The organism is Cupriavidus basilensis OR16, from assembly GCF_000243095.1.
Classification (GTDB): domain Bacteria; phylum Pseudomonadota; class Gammaproteobacteria; order Burkholderiales; family Burkholderiaceae; genus Cupriavidus; species Cupriavidus basilensis_D.
Genome location: NZ_AHJE01000042.1, coordinates 62,382 through 77,657, shown reverse-complemented (window position 1 = coordinate 77,657; position 15,276 = coordinate 62,382). Strand labels below are relative to the sequence as shown.

General features: G+C 66.0%; 14 protein-coding genes and 2 pseudogenes. 6 read left to right on the top strand and 10 right to left on the bottom strand.

Annotated features, from left to right (window positions below; translation table 11 throughout):
- Positions 1-93: 93 nt before the first annotated feature.
- Complete coding sequence (gene gluQRS, locus OR16_RS15805) at positions 94-1,026, bottom strand: tRNA glutamyl-Q(34) synthetase GluQRS (RefSeq protein WP_006158953.1); 933 nt, start codon at positions 1,024-1,026, stop codon at positions 94-96.
- A gap of 31 nt (positions 1,027-1,057) precedes the next feature.
- Positions 1,058-2,096: pseudogene (locus OR16_RS15800) on the bottom strand (LysR family transcriptional regulator).
- A 76-nt stretch (positions 2,097-2,172) separates the two neighbouring features.
- On the opposite strand from OR16_RS15800, the gene OR16_RS15795 reads away from it, so the two are divergent.
- Complete coding sequence (locus OR16_RS15795; protein WP_006158952.1) at positions 2,173-2,871, top strand: pirin family protein; 699 nt, start codon at positions 2,173-2,175, stop codon at positions 2,869-2,871.
- A 159-nt stretch (positions 2,872-3,030) separates the two neighbouring features.
- A complete protein-coding gene (locus tag OR16_RS15790; protein WP_006158951.1) occupies positions 3,031-4,023 on the top strand; it encodes a CobD/CbiB family protein in 993 nt (330 codons plus the stop codon).
- 50 nt (positions 4,024-4,073) lie between these two features.
- On the opposite strand, the gene OR16_RS15785 is transcribed toward OR16_RS15790, so the two are convergent.
- From OR16_RS15785 to OR16_RS15775, 3 genes are read right to left on the bottom strand one after another with little or no spacing between them, the layout of a single operon-like run.
- The gene (locus OR16_RS15785) at positions 4,074-4,382 is read right to left on the bottom strand and encodes a putative signal transducing protein (RefSeq protein ID WP_043419930.1); all 309 of its coding nucleotides are present in this window, start codon (positions 4,380-4,382) and stop codon (positions 4,074-4,076) included.
- A gap of 46 nt (positions 4,383-4,428) precedes the next feature.
- Positions 4,429-5,451, bottom strand: coding sequence for a ribosome small subunit-dependent GTPase A (gene rsgA, locus OR16_RS15780; RefSeq protein ID WP_006158949.1), 1,023 nt, complete (start codon positions 5,449-5,451; stop codon positions 4,429-4,431).
- The gene (locus tag OR16_RS15775; protein ID WP_006158948.1) at positions 5,448-6,695 is read right to left on the bottom strand and encodes a M48 family metallopeptidase; all 1,248 of its coding nucleotides are present in this window, start codon (positions 6,693-6,695) and stop codon (positions 5,448-5,450) included. Before OR16_RS15775 ends, rsgA begins: the two co-directional genes overlap by 4 nt.
- Positions 6,696-6,890: 195 nt before the next feature.
- Here OR16_RS15775 and orn point away from each other — a divergent pair, with 195 nt between their 5' ends.
- Together orn and OR16_RS15765 are read left to right on the top strand one after the other, a co-directional pair.
- On the top strand, positions 6,891-7,541 hold the full coding sequence (gene orn, locus OR16_RS15770; RefSeq protein WP_006158947.1) for an oligoribonuclease: 651 nt from the start codon (positions 6,891-6,893) through the stop codon (positions 7,539-7,541).
- Positions 7,542-7,608: 67 nt separating this feature from the next.
- The gene (locus tag OR16_RS15765) at positions 7,609-8,490 is read left to right on the top strand and encodes an AEC family transporter (RefSeq protein WP_006158946.1); all 882 of its coding nucleotides are present in this window, start codon (positions 7,609-7,611) and stop codon (positions 8,488-8,490) included.
- Positions 8,491-8,509: 19 nt separating this feature from the next.
- On the opposite strand, the gene mog is transcribed toward OR16_RS15765, so the two are convergent.
- Together mog and yjgA are read right to left on the bottom strand one after the other, a co-directional pair.
- On the bottom strand, positions 8,510-9,163 hold the full coding sequence (mog, locus tag OR16_RS15760) for a molybdopterin adenylyltransferase (protein WP_006158945.1): 654 nt from the start codon (positions 9,161-9,163) through the stop codon (positions 8,510-8,512).
- A 41-nt stretch (positions 9,164-9,204) separates the two neighbouring features.
- Positions 9,205-9,822: a ribosome biogenesis factor YjgA gene (gene yjgA, locus OR16_RS15755; RefSeq protein ID WP_423739661.1), complete on the bottom strand. Its 618-nt coding sequence runs from the start codon at positions 9,820-9,822 to the stop codon at positions 9,205-9,207.
- Positions 9,823-9,879: 57 nt separating this feature from the next.
- On the opposite strand from yjgA, the gene pmbA reads away from it, so the two are divergent.
- Positions 9,880-11,250 carry a metalloprotease PmbA gene (gene pmbA, locus OR16_RS15750; RefSeq protein WP_006158943.1) on the top strand — a complete coding sequence of 457 codons (1,371 nt, stop codon included), beginning with the start codon at positions 9,880-9,882 and terminating at the stop codon, positions 11,248-11,250.
- A gap of 86 nt (positions 11,251-11,336) precedes the next feature.
- On the opposite strand, the gene OR16_RS15745 is transcribed toward pmbA, so the two are convergent.
- From OR16_RS15745 to OR16_RS15735, 3 genes are all read right to left on the bottom strand, one after another.
- Positions 11,337-11,837: a dihydrofolate reductase gene (locus OR16_RS15745; RefSeq protein ID WP_006158942.1), complete on the bottom strand. Its 501-nt coding sequence runs from the start codon at positions 11,835-11,837 to the stop codon at positions 11,337-11,339.
- Positions 11,834-12,628, bottom strand: a complete 795-nt coding sequence (locus OR16_RS15740; RefSeq protein WP_006158941.1) for a thymidylate synthase — start codon at positions 12,626-12,628, stop codon at positions 11,834-11,836. The genes OR16_RS15745 and OR16_RS15740 overlap by 4 nt, the downstream gene beginning before the upstream one ends.
- Positions 12,629-12,803: 175 nt before the next feature.
- Positions 12,804-13,502 (bottom strand): TerC family protein, encoded by a 699-nt coding sequence (locus tag OR16_RS15735; RefSeq protein WP_006158940.1) that lies wholly within the window; start codon positions 13,500-13,502, stop codon positions 12,804-12,806.
- A 561-nt stretch (positions 13,503-14,063) separates the two neighbouring features.
- Here OR16_RS15735 and egtD point away from each other — a divergent pair.
- Positions 14,064-15,163, top strand: a pseudogene (gene egtD / locus OR16_RS15730) (L-histidine N(alpha)-methyltransferase).
- Positions 15,164-15,276 lie beyond the last annotated feature (113 nt).

The following is a 15,276-nucleotide window of genomic DNA, read 5'->3' as shown; positions in this document are numbered from 1 at the left end:
TGTAGGGAATCGTCCAGCCACAGCAAACACGAAAGGCGTCACTCCGACGCCTTTTTTTGTTGCTGCTGCGCTTGAGCGCATGGACGTATCGCCTTAGCCAGCCGCGCCTAGATCCTGCTGCGCGTCTACAGGCAGGCGTTCCAGCAAGGCCGCCCAGCCGGCCGTGGCGTCGCTCAGCCAGCTCTCCACCGATTGCGCCGCGCTTGCCAGTCCCAGGTGCATGCCGGCCGCGCGCAGCGCCGCCAGCGGGTCAAGATTGTCGATGGCCTGCGCGCCGCTTTGCTTGCTGAGCTTTTCGCCCAGCGCGTTGGTCACCACCGGCACGTGCAGGTACGACGGCGTGGGCAGCCCCAGCAGATGCTGCAGGTGGATCTGCCGTGGCGTGGAATCGAGCAGGTCGGCGCCGCGCACGATATGCGTGATGCCCTGGTGGTCATCGTCGACCACCACCGCCAGTTGATAGGCCCACAAGCCATCGGCGCGGCGCAGCACGAAGTCGCCCAGTTCAGTCGCGAGATCCTGGCATCGGCGTCCTTGCCAGCGGTCGTCAAAGCAGATCAGCGCGGCGTCGCCGTCCGGCACCCGCACCCGCCACGCGCGGGGCAGCTTGCCGTGCAGGCCGTCGCGGCAGGTGCCGGGATAGCCGAGCGTCTGGTGGCGCTCGCGCGCATGCAGCAGCGAGTCGGCAATCTCCTTGCGCGAGCATCCGCAGGGATAAGTCCGGTGGTCGGCCTCGAGCTGGCGTAGCGCCTCGGCGTACAGCGCCTCGCGCCGGCTCTGCCATTGCGGCGGCTCGTCCGGGTGCAGGCCGAGGCGCGCAAGGGCATGCAGGATCTGCAGGTCAGCGCCGCGCACACAGCGCGGATAGTCGATGTCCTCGATGCGCACCAGCCAGCTGCCCAGGTGGGCGCGCGCATCGAGCCAGCTGGCTAGCGCGGTGACCAGCGAGCCCAGATGCAGCGGGCCGGTGGGGGAGGGTGCGAAGCGGCCCCGGTAGCCGGGCGGCAGGCTCGGGCGGATAGGCATGGCTAGAGCAGGACAGGTGTCGGTCGCGAGGTTAGTCAAGCTGGCCCGGTTGCTGCTGGAGCAGGGCTTGCGCCAGGCGCGGGTCTTCCAGCTTGTTGGCCCACCATTGCAGCGCCTTGCCGCGGGTGTTGGTGCGCCAGGCTACCTTGAAGTTGCCCGGTGCGCGCACCTCCAGGGTTTCGCGCGCTTGCAGCACGCCGCTTTCGATAAAAGGCTGTGCCATCGGTGCCGGCAGCCAGCCGCAGCCCAGGCCGCGGATCTGGGCTTCGAGCTTGTCGCGCATGGTGGGCACCACCAGCACGTCCTGCCCGGCAAGCACGCCATGGGTGCGGGCCGGCAGGTTGCGCGAGGTATCGCCCACGGCCACGATGCGGTGCTTGGCGATCTGCAGCGTGGTCAGGGGGCCGGGCTCGGTCGCCAGCGGATGATGCGCGGCCACCGCGAAGACAAAGGGCATGGTGCCCAGCGGGCGCACCTGGAAGCCCTGGGTGCTTGGCGCATCGTAGGCGCCACCGATCACCAGGTCAGCGCGGCTGCTGACCAGCGCATCCCAGGCGCCGCCCAGTACTTCCTTGGCAAAGCGCACGCGGGTGGCATCGTTCTCGGCGTTCCTTGGCAAAGCGCACGCGGGTGGCATCGTTCTCGGCGTAGAAGTCCTGGATGACCGGCAGCAGGGCGCGGAAGTTGATCAGGTCGTCGACCACGATGGTCAGCGTGGCCTCCCAGCCGGTGGCCAGCCGCTTGACGCGCCGGGCCAGGTCGTCGGCGGCGTGCAGCAGGTGGCGGCCCTCGTCCAGCAAGGCCCTTCCCGCGGGTGTGAGCTCGGCGCGGTGGCGGCGGCGGTCGAACAGCAGCACGTCCAGGTCTTCCTCCAGCTTGCGCACCACATAAGTGAGTGCCGAGGGCACTTTGCCCATCTCGTGCGCAGCTGCGGCGAAGCTGCCCTTGCGCTCGATGGCGTCCAGAACTTCCAGGGATTCGAGAGAGAGTGCCATGTTCAGAATTTCTGAATGAATGCTTCTAAGATCGGTCCGCCAAATATACGCCTGCCACCCTAAACTGCCTAGTATCGAAACGTAGCGCGAGGCCAGGACTAGGTTTAAACCGGGTTCTGATGCCGATGTGGCCTGAAGGAGGGCCGTCAAAATGATTGAAATCAGAAAGGCGGGTGAACGTGGTTATGCCGATCATGGCTGGCTCAAGTCGTACCATACGTTTTCCTTCGCGGACTATTACGATCCCAAGCATGTGCAGTTCGGGCCGCTGCGCGTCATCAATGAAGACCGTGTCGCCCCGGGCATGGGGTTTGGCACCCATGGCCACCGCGACATGGAGATCATCAGCTATGTGCTGGAAGGCGAGCTGGCCCACAAGGACAGCATCGGCAACGGCAGCGTGATCCGCCCCGGCGACGTGCAGCGCATGAGCGCGGGCACCGGCGTGCGCCACTCGGAGTACAACCACGCCGCGCATGACACCACGCACTTCCTGCAGATCTGGATCCTGCCGGAGAAGGCCGACCTCGAACCTGGCTACGAGGAAAAGCACTTCCCGGTGGCCGACAAGCGCGGCCGGCTGCGCCTGGTGGGCAGCCGGGACGGCGCCGACGGCTCGGTGGTGATCCATCAGGACATGCGCCTGTTTGCCGGTTTGTTTGACGGCGACGAGTCCGCCACGCTGGCACTGGCGCCCAAGCGCAAGGCCTATGTACACGTGGCGCGTGGCCGTATCACCGTCAATGGCAAGGCGCTGGAAGCGGGCGACGCCGCACAGCTGGAAGGCGCCGAGGCCGTGACCCTGACCAACGGCGATGGTGCCGAAGTGCTGGTGTTTGACCTGCCCTGAGGCGTTGCTCCGGCAGCCCGCAGCCCGCCCGCTTTGCCGGCGGGCTGCGGTGCTTTGTCTGGGCGGGTTTGCCGTATGCTATCGTCTCGCTATAGATAAGCGCTCAGCCCGGCACACGCGCCGCCTGATGCGCCCTGGCCATCGACACCCAGACCAGAGATGACATTTGTATCCGTTCTCCTCGCGCTGATCGCCGAGCAGTTCCGCGCCCTGGGCCGCAACAATCCGATCTACGACATCGTGCGCGTTCTTGCCGAGCGCGCCGAGCATGCCTTTGACACCGGGCGCCCGCGCGACACTGCGCTGGCCTGGTTCACGGTGGTGCTGCCGCTGACGCTGACCGCCATGGTGGTGCACTACCTGCTGGCCTCCATCAGCGTGGCGCTCACGCTGGCGTGGAATGTCCTGCTACTCTACCTGACCCTGGGTTTCCGGCAGTTCAGCCATTTCTTCACCGATATCCACGAAGCGCTCAACCGCGACGACCTGCCGCGCGCCCGCGCGCTGCTGCACGAGTGGACCGGTCTTGAGACCATCGAAATGCCCGTCACCGAGATCGTCCGGCATACGCTGGAAGCCGCCATCGTGGCGGTGCACCGGCATGTGTTTGGCGTGTTCTTCTGGTTCCTGGTACCGATCGGCCCGGGCGGCGTGGTGTTGTACCGCACTGCCGAGTACCTTGCGCGCCATTGGAATATGGCCTCCACGGAGCGCAGCCCGGCGCTGGGCCGCTTTGCCGCGCGGGCCTTCTACCTGCTGGACTGGATCCCCTCGCGGCTGACCGCCGTCGGCTTTGCCATCGTCGGCAATTTCGAGGACGCGGTGTATGCGTGGCGCAACCATGCGCGCAAGTGGAACGATGCCGTCAACGGCATCCTGCTTGCCAGCGGCGGCGGCGCGCTAGGCGTGCGCCTGGGCGTGCCGCTGGCGGAGGAAAGCTCTACCGTGGTGTTGCGCACCAGCCTGGCCGGCCCGGCAGTGGACTATGCGCCGGGCATGGAAGACGATAGCGAGCCCGAGGCGGCCGCGCCGGAATTCGGCATGGAACCAAACGTGCGTACGCTGCAATCGGCCATCGGCCTGGTGTGGCGTGCCGTGGTGTTGTGGATGCTGCTGCTGGCGATGCTGTCGCTGGCGCTCTGGGTGGGCTGAGCCTCCCTCCGCTTGTCCTGCCGACGCCCGCTTTGCGCGGGCGTTTTGCTTCAGGGTTGCCGCGGCGCGCCGCATTGCCAGCACGAGCCGAACTGGGCCTCGTGCCATTCCCCGCAGGACAAGCACACCCAGCGCGGCCCCGGCGCCGGATTGGCGGCGGCGCGCAGTACCTCCCAGGCCTCGGTTTCCCGTTCGTCGTCGATCAGCCAGACCTGGGGCGCGCTCTCGCGAAACGGGATGTCGCCCATCGCCCCAGCCAGCCAGGTATTGCGCAGGTCGGCGCGGATGCCGGCGGCCTCCAGCACGTTCTGGCAATGCGCCGCATGGACGAGAGAAGGGGTCGATAGCAGTAGTTTCATCGGGCTCGGGCACGCCGCATGCCCGCATGCGGCGTGCCCGATTACCTTACCACGGCTTTTGCTGGCGCGATTCGTGCAGCAGTTGCGTGTAGAGCTGGTGGCGCCGTCCCGAGATCTCGCCGGCGTTCATCGAGGCCAGCACGCCGCAGCCCGGCTCGTTGATGTGGTGGCAGTTGTAGAACCGGCACTCGGTCAGGCGCGGGCGGAATTCGGGAAACGCGCGCTCCAGCATGCCTTCGCTCAAGTGGTGCAGGCCGAACTCCTGGAAGCCAGGCGAATCGATCAGGCAGCCGCGCTGGCGTGCTTGCGGATCCACGTTGTCCCCCACGTCAGCCTCGTCGCCATCGACGCTCGCGGGCAGGTGGTAGAGGCGGGTGAAGGTGGTGGTGTGCTTGCCCGAATCCAGCTTGGCGGAGATTTCCCGCGTCTGCGCTTCCACGCCCGGGATCAGCAGGTTCAGCAGCGACGACTTGCCCATGCCCGACTGGCCGATCAGGATACTGGCGCGGTGTGCCAGCTGCGGGCGCAGCTGCGCCAGCGTATCGTCCGGCGATCCGTGCACCGACAGGAACAGCGTTTCGTAGCCTAGCCCGCGATATAGCTCGAGCCGGCCGCGCGCTTCTTCCAGCCGCTCGGTCAGGTCGATCTTGTTGAGGATGATCAGCGGGCGGATTCCCAGTGCCTCGGCGGACACCAGCGCGCGGCCCAGCAGGTCTTCCGAGAAGCCAGGCTCGGTCGCCAGCACGATCACCACCTGATCGATATTGGCGGCCAGCAGCTTGGACTTGAACTGGTCCGAGCGGTGCAGCAGGTTCTTGCGCGGCTTGAAACCGGTGATCACGCACTGGTCGGACGCGGCGCGCTCGATGGTGACGCGGTCGCCCACCGCGCATTCGCTGCGCTTGCCGCGCGGGAAGCCGTGCAGGCGGCTGCCGTCGTCCAGCTCGATCACGTAGTGGCGGCCGTGCGCGGCAACGATCAGCGCTTCTTCGGCGGCGGCGCCATTGGCATTGGCTTTGGCAGGGCTTGCGGCGCGCTGCGGGCCTCCCCGGCTGGCGGCGCGGCTCATGCGTGCGCCAGCAGGCGGTCGATCCGCTGTGCCGCTGGTGGGTGCGAGTAGTAGAAGGCGCTGTAGATCGGGTCGGGGGTCAAAGTAGAGGCATTGTCCTTGTAGAGCTTGACGAGCGCCGAGACCAGATGCCCCGCATCGGTCTGGCCGGCGGCAAAGGCGTCCGCCTCGAACTCATGGCGGCGCGAGGTCTGGCTGGCCAGGGGGCCGAGCAGGAAGGTAAACACAGGCAAGGTCAGGAAGAACAGCACGAGGGCGAGCGCGTGGTTGGTGGTGCCGAGGTTGGGCAGCACGCCCAGGCCGGTGTAGAACCACGTGCGGCTGGCGAGCCAGCCCAGCGCGGCGAGAAACACCAGGCTCAGCGCGAAGCTGACCAGCATGCCCTTCAGGATGTGGCGTCGCTTGAAGTGTCCAAGCTCGTGCGCCAGCACTGCTTCGATCTCGTCGTCGGCAAGGCGCTCCATCAGCGTGTCGAAAAAGACGATGCGCTTGGCCGCGCCGAAACCGGTGAAGTAGGCATTACCGTGCGCGCTGCGCTTGCTGCCGTCCATGACGAACAGGCCGCGGCTGCGGAAGCCGCATTTTTGCAGCAGGCGCGTGATGCGGGCTTCCAGCGAGGCATTGGCCAGCGGCTCGAAGCGGTTGAACAGCGGCATGATCACCGACGGTGCGATCGTCTGCACGAAGATCGTGAAGGCGATCCACGTCAGCCACGCCCAGGCCCACCAGTACTCGCCCATATGGGCCATGAGCCACAGCACAGCCAGCAGCAAGGGCAGCCCAAGCGCGCAGCCGACGGCGGTCATCTTAAGCATATCGGCCAGGTACAGCTTCCAGCTCATGCGGTTGAAGCCGAAGCGCTGCTCGATGCCGAATTGCCCGTAGAGCGAGAAGGGCAGGTCGACCAGGCCACCGATCACGGCCACGCTGGCGATCAGCGCCACGCTGTAGGCGTAGCCCGGACCGAAGGTGTCGATCCAGAACTGGTTGATCCACTGCAGCCCGCCCATCATGGTCAGCACGATCAGCAGCGCGGCGCCGGCCAGCACTTCCAGCATTGACAGCCGGGTGCGGGCGATGGTGTAGTCGGCCGCCTTCTGGTGGGAGGACAGCGTAATGGTGTCGGCGAAGCGGGCCGGGACCGCATGACGGTGTTGCGCCACATGGCGCACCTGGCGGGCAGCCAGCCAGAGCTTGGTCAGCACCATCAGCATCAGGGCGGCTAGGAACAGAAACGTAAACATCGGGCAGAGCCTTGTGGTGTGGAGCCGTCGCGTACACGGGGGCGGCCGGGCCGCCAAAGCGGGTTTCGGGCCGCGTCGGCCCCGGCTGCGGCGGCGGATATGCGAGAATTATAAGTTGTTCGTGCCCGCAGCCCCGTGTTCCTGATCGGGGGCGCGGCTGCGCCTCCTTTTGCTTCTCTTTCGATTGCAGTCCAGATGACCAGCCAAAATACCCACGTCCCCAGCGGCGTCAAATCCGTCAAGAGCGAAAACAACCTGATCTGGCTGGACATGGAGATGACCGGCCTGATGCCCGACACGGACCGGATCATCGAGATCGCCATCGTCGTGACCGACTCCGAGCTCAACATCCTGGCCGAGGGCCCGGTGCTGGTGATCCACCAGGAAGACGCCGTACTCGATGGCATGGACAACTGGAACAAGGGCACCCACGGCCGTTCGGGGCTGATCGACAAGGTCAAGGCCTCGACCCTGACCGAAGCCCAGGCCGAGGTCGAACTGCTGGCCTTCCTCAAGCGCTGGGTGCCGGCCGGCAAGTCGCCCATGTGTGGCAACTCGATCTGCCAGGACCGCCGCTTCATGGCGCGCTACATGCCCAAGCTGGAGGCGTTCTTCCACTATCGCAACCTCGACGTCTCCACGCTCAAGGAGCTGTGCAAGCGCTGGGAGCCGGCCATCCACAAGGGCTTCATCAAGCGCCAGCTGCACACTGCGCTGGCCGATATCCTGGAGTCCGTGGAAGAGCTGCGCTACTACCGCACCCACTTCATCCGCCAGTCGGCACCGGCACCGGCGGCAGCGCCCGCGGCCGAGACGAGCGCAACGCCGGATACCCCGGCCGCCTGATTTTTTCTCCTCCCATGTCACTGCCAAGGCGCCCTGCGGGGCGCCTTGGCTTAACTGCAGCCCACCCATGCTCGCGCGCATCGTCTCGATCATCACGCCGGTCATCCTGATCATCCTGGTCGGCTGGCTCTACGGGCGCCGCGCGCATCCCGACATGTCCGGGATCAACCGCGCCACGCTCGATGTGATCGCGCCGCTGCTGGTGGTGTCGGCCTTCGTCAGCAAGGAATTCGTGCTGGCCGACCAGCTCGTGCTGCTGGGTTGCGCGGTCGCCGTGGTGCTGGGCTCGGGGCTGTTGGCCTGGCTTGGCGCACGGCTGCTGGGGGCGGATCCGCGCACCTTCGTGCCGCCCATGATGTTCAACAACTGCGGCAACATGGGCTTGCCGCTATCGGTGTTCGCATTCGGGCCGGTCGGGCTGGCGCCCGCGGTGGCGCTGTTTGCCGCGTCCAACCTGATGCACTTCACCATCGGCATGAAGATCGTCAACCGGCACGCGTCGATCACGCAGATCGCGCGCAATCCGATGGTGCTGGCCACGGTAGCGGGGGTGGGTTTGTCGCTGGCGCGGCCGTGGTTCTCGCTGCCGGAGCCGGTGTTCCAGTCGATCAAGCTGCTGGGCGACGCCACCGTGCCCCTGATGCTGTTTGCGCTTGGCGTGCGCATGAAGGACGTGAGCTTGCGCAACTGGGGCATGGGCGCGATTGGCGCCGTGGCCTGTCCGCTGACCGGTATCGCCTGCGCCTTGCTGCTGGCGCAACTGGTGCCGCTGACCCAGCTCCAGCGCGGGCTGCTGTTTGTGTTTGCGTCGTTGCCGCCGGCCGTGCTCAACTTCCTGGTGGCCGATCATTTCCGGCAGGAGCCGGACCAGGTGGCGTCAATCGTGCTGCTGGGCAACGTGGCTGCCGTGGTGTTCGTGCCGGTGGGGCTGTATCTGGGGCTGCGATAGCGTTGCTGCCCCCAGAGGCTCACGCGGCGGGCTTGGCGCGGATCGCGTGCTTCGGGCGCCACACCTTGGCTACGGTTTCGTCAGTGTCGATGTAAGGGCCGCCGATCAGGTCGATGCAATAGGGCACCGCGGCAAAGATGCCTTGCACGATGGATTTGCCGTCCTCGCCACGCAGGCCTTCCAAGGTTTCACGGATGGCGCGCGGCTGGCCCGGCAGGTTGATGATGAGGGCGGCGCGGCTGGCGGTCTCGCGGATCACCGCCACCTGCCGCGACAGGATGGCCGTGGGCACGAAGTGCAGGCTGACCTGGCGCATCTGCTCGCCAAAGCCAGGCATTTCCTTGGTGCCCACCGCCAGCGTGGCCTCGGGCGTGACGTCGCGGCGCGCCGGGCCGGTGCCGCCGGTGGTCAGCACCAGGTCGCAGCCGGCCACGTCGACCAGTTCGATCAGCGTGCGCGAGATCAGCGCCTGCTCGTCGGGGACGAGGCGCTCCACGGCCTGCCAGGGCGAGCTCAGGGCGCGCCCGAACCAGTCGCGCAGCGCCGGGATGCCCTCGTCCTGGTAGGTGCCGGCCGAGGCGCGGTCGGAGATCGAGACGAAGCCAACCAGCAGTTCGTCCGGGTGCCTGCGGGCAACGGGATGGACCAGCGCGGGCGTTGTGGTTTGCGTCATCTTGTCCCCAGTTCCTTGGTGGTCGGTATGTTGGCGGCTGGTTATTCGCCGGCTTCCGGCTCGGGTTCCTGCTCGTCGGCGGTTGCGGCCTGCTTGCCTTCCAGCGCGGTCTTGATGGCCTGGAACAGCTCGCGGAAGTAGCGCGGCGGCTTGCTCATCTCGTGCTCTTTGCGCGCGTTGCGGATGATGTTGCGCAGCGCCTGGACGTCGCTGGCCGGGTGCTCGGCCAGGAACTTCGTCAGTGCGGCGTCGTCCGCCAGCAGCAGTTCGCGCCAGCGTTCGACCAGGTGCAGCTTAGCCGTCTCGGCCTTGCTGGTGCCCTTGAAGCCTTCCAACACGCGCTGGATGGCGGCCACTTCGTCATCGTCGAGCCTGCGCATGACCTTGCCCACGTACTGCATCTGGCGGCGCTTGCCTTCGTGGTTGGTGATGCGCCGCGCGTCGCGGATGGCGTCGGCCAGTGCTTCAGGCATGGGCACGCGCGCCAGGCGGTCCTTGGGCAGGGCTTCGAGTTCCACGCCCAGGTCTTGCAGGGCGAGCATATCGCGCTTTTTCTGCGACTTGCTCTTGAGCATGTCGTCGTCGTCGGCCGGTTCAGGGGTGAACGGGTCGGGGAAGCCGGAAGCGTTCCGGGGGGAGGGGCGGGTGTTTCGCGTCATGGTTGGCATTTTATCTTGCTATGATTCTTGTTTGGACTTTTGATGACCGCGCCCACAATGGATCAATCCGCAGACCAGACCGCCCATTTCACTTATACCCAGGCCCAGCTGAGCGAGATGGCCGCCGATGTGCTGCGGGTGGCACGCGAGCTGGGCGCCACCGATGCGGCCACCGAGATCTCCGAGGGCAGCGGCCTGTCGGTGTCGGTGCGCAAGGGCCAGGTGGAAACCATCGAGCAAAACCGCGACAAGGTAGTGGGCGTCACGGTCATGATCGGCCAGCGGCGCGGCAACGCCAGCACCTCGGATTTCTCGCCGGCGGCGCTGCGCGCCACGGCCGAGGCCGCCTACAACATCGCCCGCTTCACCGCGGAAGACGATTGCGCCGGCCTGGCCGAAGAGGCGTTGCTCGAGCGCGACCCGCAAGACCTTCACCTGTTCCACCCCTGGAATATCGATGCCGAGCAGGCCATCGAACTCGCGCGCCGCTCCGAGGCCGCGGCCTTCGCCGTCTCACCGCGCATCCGCAACAGCGACGGCGCCAGCGTCTCGGCCCAGCATTCGCAGTTTGTGCTGGCCACTTCGCGCGGTTTCACCGGCGGCTACCCGTATTCCCGCCACTTTATTTCGTGCGCCCCGATCGCTGGCACCGGCAGCGGCATGCAGCGCGACGACTGGTATTCGTCCAAGCGCGCACCCGGCGCACTGGCCGCGCCCGAGGACATCGGCCGGTACGCCGCCGAGCGCTCGCTGGCCCGCCTGAATGCGCGCCAGTTGTCGACGCGCCGTTGCCCGGTGCTGTTTGAGGCACCTCTGGCCGCCGGCCTGCTTGGCGCCTTCGTGCAGGCCGTGTCCGGCGGCGCGCTGTATCGCAAGTCGACCTTCCTCTACGACACCCTTGGCAAGGCGGTGTTTGCGCCGCACATCCATATCCACGAGCAGCCCCACCTGCCGGGCGCCATGGGCAGCGCGCCCTTCGACGAAGAAGGGGTGAAGACTCACGCGCGCGATGTGGTGCGCGGTGGCGTGGTGGAAGGCTATTTCCTCTCCACGTACTCGGCGCGCAAGCTGGGCATGAAGACCACCGGCAATGCCGGCGGCTCGCACAACCTGACGCTCTCCAGCAAGCTGACCACGCCGGACGACGACTTCGCCGGCATGCTGCGCAAACTGGGCACCGGCCTGCTGGTGACCGAACTGATGGGGCAGGGCGTGAACTACGTGACGGGCGATTACTCGCGCGGCGCGTCGGGCTACTGGGTCGAGAACGGTGTGATCCAGTACCCGGTGGAAGAGATCACCATCGCGGGCAACATGAAGGAAATGTTCCAGCAGATCGTGGCCATTGGTGCCGATTCGCTGGTGCGCGGCACCAAGGAAACCGGCTCGGTCCTGATCGAGCAAATGACCATCGCCGGCGGCAACTAAGACGACAGCGGCGGCCTGAAGACAGGCTGCCGCGCGTAAAGCGCCAGAGTCCAGAGTCGTTTGAAACTCTGCGTTTGAAACGACCGTTATTCCTCGCCCGAGGGCGGGCGCTCGTACGTGACGAACGCATAGTCGAAACCGTTCGCCTCCGAATGATGCCGCTCGCGCTCCGTCGCGATCCACTGCTGCGGATCGATGGCCGGAAACACCGCATCGCCTTGCACATCCGCATCGATTTCCGTCACTACCAGCCGGTCCGCGCTGGGCAGGGCCTCGGCATACAGCTGCGCGCCGCCGATCAGGAAGATCTGCTCGACGCCCACGCATAGGCGCTGCGCGTCTTCGAGCGAGTTCGCCACGTCGCAGCCTTCGATGCGCAGGTCGCGGTTGCGGCTCACCACGATATTGCGCCGGCCCGGCAGCGGCCGGCCGATCGATTCCCACGTCTTGCGGCCCATCACGATGGGCGCGCCCATGGTGATGCGCTTGAAGTGCGCCAGGTCCTCGGGCAGGCGCCAGGGCAGGGCGTTGTCGCGGCCGATCACGCCATTGCGGGCCTTCGCCACGATCAGGGTCAGCAGCGTCATACGGCCACCGGTGCCTTGATGGCCGGATGCGATTCGTAGCCCACCAGTTCGAAGTCCTCGTACTTGTAGTCGAAGATGCTATCCGGCTTGCGCAGGATCTTCAGTTGCGGCAATGCCATCGGCGCGCGCGCGAGCTGGGTTGCCACCTGCTCGGCATGGTTGCTGTAGATGTGGCAGTCGCCGCCGGTCCAGATGAAATCGCCCACGTCCAGCCCGGTCTGCTGCGCAATCATGTGCGTCAGCAGTGCGTAGCTGGCGATATTGAACGGCACGCCCAGGAAGATATCGGCGCTGCGCTGGTACAACTGGCACGACAGGCGGCCGTCGGCTACGTAGAACTGGAAGAAGGCATGGCAAGGCGGCAGCTTCATCTGCGCAATCTCGCCCACGTTCCAGGCCGAGACGATCAGCCGGCGCGAATCCGGATTGGCGCGGATCTGCGCCATCAGCTCGCTGATCTGGTCGATGTGGCGGCCGTCCGGCGTCGGCCACGCGCGCCATTGCGAGCCGTAGACCGGCCCGAGCTCGCCATTTGCGTCGGCCCATTCATCCCAGATGCTGACGCCGTTGTCCTTCAGGTACTGGATGTTGGTCGAGCCCTTCAGGAACCACAGGAGCTCGTGAATGATCGACTTCATGTGCAGCTTCTTGGTGGTCACCACCGGGAAGCCTTCGCGCAGGTCAAAGCGCATCTGGTAGCCGAACACCGAGCGCGTGCCGGTGCCGGTGCGGTCGGCCTTTTCGGTGCCATGCTCTTGCACATGGCGCATGAAGTCGAGGTACTGTTTCATCGGCTCGGGTGTTGGGGAAAAGTGACGCGACAGCGGTGTGCGCGTATGGCGGCAATCTGCCCGGGAATGCGCGGCTTGCCAAAGGGTAAGCATTTTATCGCAAAGCAAAACGGGCCGCCTCTCGGCGACCCGCTTTCAGGTTCCAGCTAGCCCCCGGCGCTGGCGCCGTCGCGCATTACTGCGCGGCCGTAGCCGGAGCCCGGCGCTTCTGCGCCAGGTAGCCACCACCCAGCACCCCGCCGACGACCAGCACGAACAGGCCGTAGTAAGCCAGCGCGTTGGCGTTGAAGAACGCCTTCACCAGCGGCTCGCTGACGATCATCTTGACTGCCGTGAAGGCCAGCACGCCGGCGCCCACGAAGATGATCGAGGGGAAGCGCGACATCAGCTTGAGCACCAGGCTCGAGCCCCACACCACGATGGGGATGCTGATGAGCAGGCCCAGCACCACCAGCAGGAAGCTGCCGTGTGCCGCGCCGGCCACAGCCAGCACGTTGTCCACGCCCATCACCGCGTCGGCAATGATGATGGTCTTCATCGCGCCCACCAGGGTGGTCGCGCCCGCGCCATGTTCGTCGCCATTGCCGTCATCGGACAGCAGCTTGTAGGCGATCCACACCAGGGCCGCGCCGCCGATCAGCAGCAGGCCGGGAATCTTCAGCAGCCACACCACGCCGACCGTCATGGCCGAACGGACCACGACCGCGCCGACGGTCCCCCAGATGATGGCCTTTTTCTGCAGGTGGGGCGGCAGGTTGCGCGCCGCCAGTGCAATCACGATCGCATTGTCGCCGGCCAGTACCAGGTCAATGACGACGATGGATAGCAGTGCCGTCAGGAACTGCATCGTGAACAAATCGGTAAACCATTCCATGAAATCTCCTCGGACAACGAATAGCTAAAAGCCGGGCGTATGCGCCGGTTTGGCCTGGAGACATGATGTGTGGGTGCTTGGGGGCGCCTTTGCAAACCATGAAACCAGGTTGCAAAGGTCTTGCTCGACCGCCGTTGATGCTTGGCGCGGTCAGCACAACCGGAGACGGTCAGTCCCGGAATGACGATTGTGCTAAGGGCATGGCCCCGGAGCTACTCCCCTTTGAGGGGCGATCCAATCCGGGCTAGCCCGGAGCAGATACGCTGTGGCGGATTATAAACGATGCCGCGTATTTTTTGTGGAGACGTTGCGGCGGCAAGCTGTTGTTGAATGCTGTTGAATGTTGTTGAATAAGGCGCACTTTTTACGATCAACCGCGTCGAGGTTTTTGTGCGGTGCGGCAAGCGCACTCCGCGCTAGCCAGCTATCCTGAGAAGACTTGCATCGGCTGATGCGCCCCAGACGTCACCGGAGGCGGATCCCGTGCGAGCCCCGCGCATGCCGTGACGTGCGGGCCCCTGGGGGTTTTATGCAGTGCCCATCGACCATCAAGGAAACGTCATGCCGGCAGTCCCGACCCCGTTGAACCCACTGAACGCACGCCTCAACCACACCCAACTCAATCACAACGGCACCTCCGCCCTGACACCCGGCGCCAGCCCGGCCAGTACGGTCGTTGTTACCAACGGCCATGGACTGCCGCACCCGGTGCCCCGGCTGGATTTCATCCAGCAGTACCACGAGGACAGCGGCGCGCTGCGTGGCGAGATCACCCGCGGCCTGCTGGCCGGCGCCGCCAGCATCAGCCCCAAATTCTTCTACGACGTGCTCGGCTCGCGACTGTTCGAGGCCATCACCGACCTGCCCGAGTACTACCCCACGCGCACCGAGGCTTCGGTCTTCTCCGCATTTGCTCCCGCCATGGCCGCGCGCGCCGGCAGTGGTTGCGTATTGATCGACCTCGGTGCGGGCAATTGCCAGAAAGCCCGCGGCTCTTCGGCAACCTGCAGCCAGCGCAATACGTGGCGCTCGATATTTCGGTGGAGTTCCTGCGCGGCACGCTGTTCTGCCTGCAGCAGCAGCACCCGCAGATTCCCATGCTTGGCCTGGGCGCCGACCTGTGCGTGCCGCTCGAGCTGCCGCCCGAGGTCAGGAGCGGCCGCCGGCTGTTTTTCTATCCGGGCTCGAGCATCGGCAATTTCGCGCCAGTCCAGGCGCAGGCTTTGCTGGAGCGGCTGCGGGCCGCGGCGGGCAGGGGAGATGGCGTGCTGATCGGCGTGGACCTGCTCAAGGACGAGCAGGCGTTGGTGGCAGCGTATGACGACGCGCTGGGCGTGACCGCCGCCTTCAACCGCAATGTGCTGCGCAACCTCAACCGCATCGTGGGCAGTGACTTCCAGCTTGAAGACTGGCGTCATGCGGCCAGCTTCGACCGCGAGGGTTCCCGTATCCAGATGCATCTGCAGGCCGAGCGCGATGTCACCGTGCACTGGGCGCAAGGCAGCCGCGGCTTCCGCGCGGGCGAGCAGATTCACACCGAGGACTCGTACAAGTACCGCCCGGACGATTTCGCAGCCTTGCTCGAGGCTGCAGGCTTCGACGATCCGGTCTGGTGGACGGATCCGCGCGGCTGGTTCGCGGTGTTCCACGCCCGGGCCTGAAGCCTGCGGGCCCGCCGCGCGAGGGGCGGGTGGGGCTGGTGTCATAATGCCTGCATCTCTCCGGCCAAGGGTGTGGCGCATGGCGCACGCGGTTCGCCGGGCCACGCAACCGG

What these genes read in the sequence shown, in the direction of transcription:
- OR16_RS15745 (WP_006158942.1), bottom strand. Translation starts at nt 11,837, where the DNA reads ATGACGCTGCTGACCCTGATCGTGGCGAAGGCCCGCAATGGCGTGATC.
- OR16_RS15740 (WP_006158941.1), bottom strand. Translation starts at nt 12,628, where the DNA reads ATGAAACAGTACCTCGACTTCATGCGCCATGTGCAAGAGCATGGCACC.
- mog (WP_006158945.1), bottom strand. Translation starts at nt 9,163, where the DNA reads ATGACGCAAACCACAACGCCCGCGCTGGTCCATCCCGTTGCCCGCAGG.
- OR16_RS15785 (WP_043419930.1), bottom strand. Translation starts at nt 4,382, where the DNA reads ATGAAACTACTGCTATCGACCCCTTCTCTCGTCCATGCGGCGCATTGC.
- orn (WP_006158947.1), top strand. Translation starts at nt 6,891, where the DNA reads ATGACCAGCCAAAATACCCACGTCCCCAGCGGCGTCAAATCCGTCAAG.
- OR16_RS15790 (WP_006158951.1), top strand. Translation starts at nt 3,031, where the DNA reads ATGACATTTGTATCCGTTCTCCTCGCGCTGATCGCCGAGCAGTTCCGC.
- yjgA (WP_423739661.1), bottom strand. Translation starts at nt 9,822, where the DNA reads ATGACGCGAAACACCCGCCCCTCCCCCCGGAACGCTTCCGGCTTCCCC.
- gluQRS (WP_006158953.1), bottom strand. Translation starts at nt 1,026, where the DNA reads ATGCCTATCCGCCCGAGCCTGCCGCCCGGCTACCGGGGCCGCTTCGCA.
- OR16_RS15795 (WP_006158952.1), top strand. Translation starts at nt 2,173, where the DNA reads ATGATTGAAATCAGAAAGGCGGGTGAACGTGGTTATGCCGATCATGGC.
- pmbA (WP_006158943.1), top strand. Translation starts at nt 9,880, where the DNA reads ATGGATCAATCCGCAGACCAGACCGCCCATTTCACTTATACCCAGGCC.
- OR16_RS15775 (WP_006158948.1), bottom strand. Translation starts at nt 6,695, where the DNA reads ATGTTTACGTTTCTGTTCCTAGCCGCCCTGATGCTGATGGTGCTGACC.
- OR16_RS15765 (WP_006158946.1), top strand. Translation starts at nt 7,609, where the DNA reads ATGCTCGCGCGCATCGTCTCGATCATCACGCCGGTCATCCTGATCATC.
- rsgA (WP_006158949.1), bottom strand. Translation starts at nt 5,451, where the DNA reads ATGAGCCGCGCCGCCAGCCGGGGAGGCCCGCAGCGCGCCGCAAGCCCT.
- OR16_RS15735 (WP_006158940.1), bottom strand. Translation starts at nt 13,502, where the DNA reads ATGGAATGGTTTACCGATTTGTTCACGATGCAGTTCCTGACGGCACTG.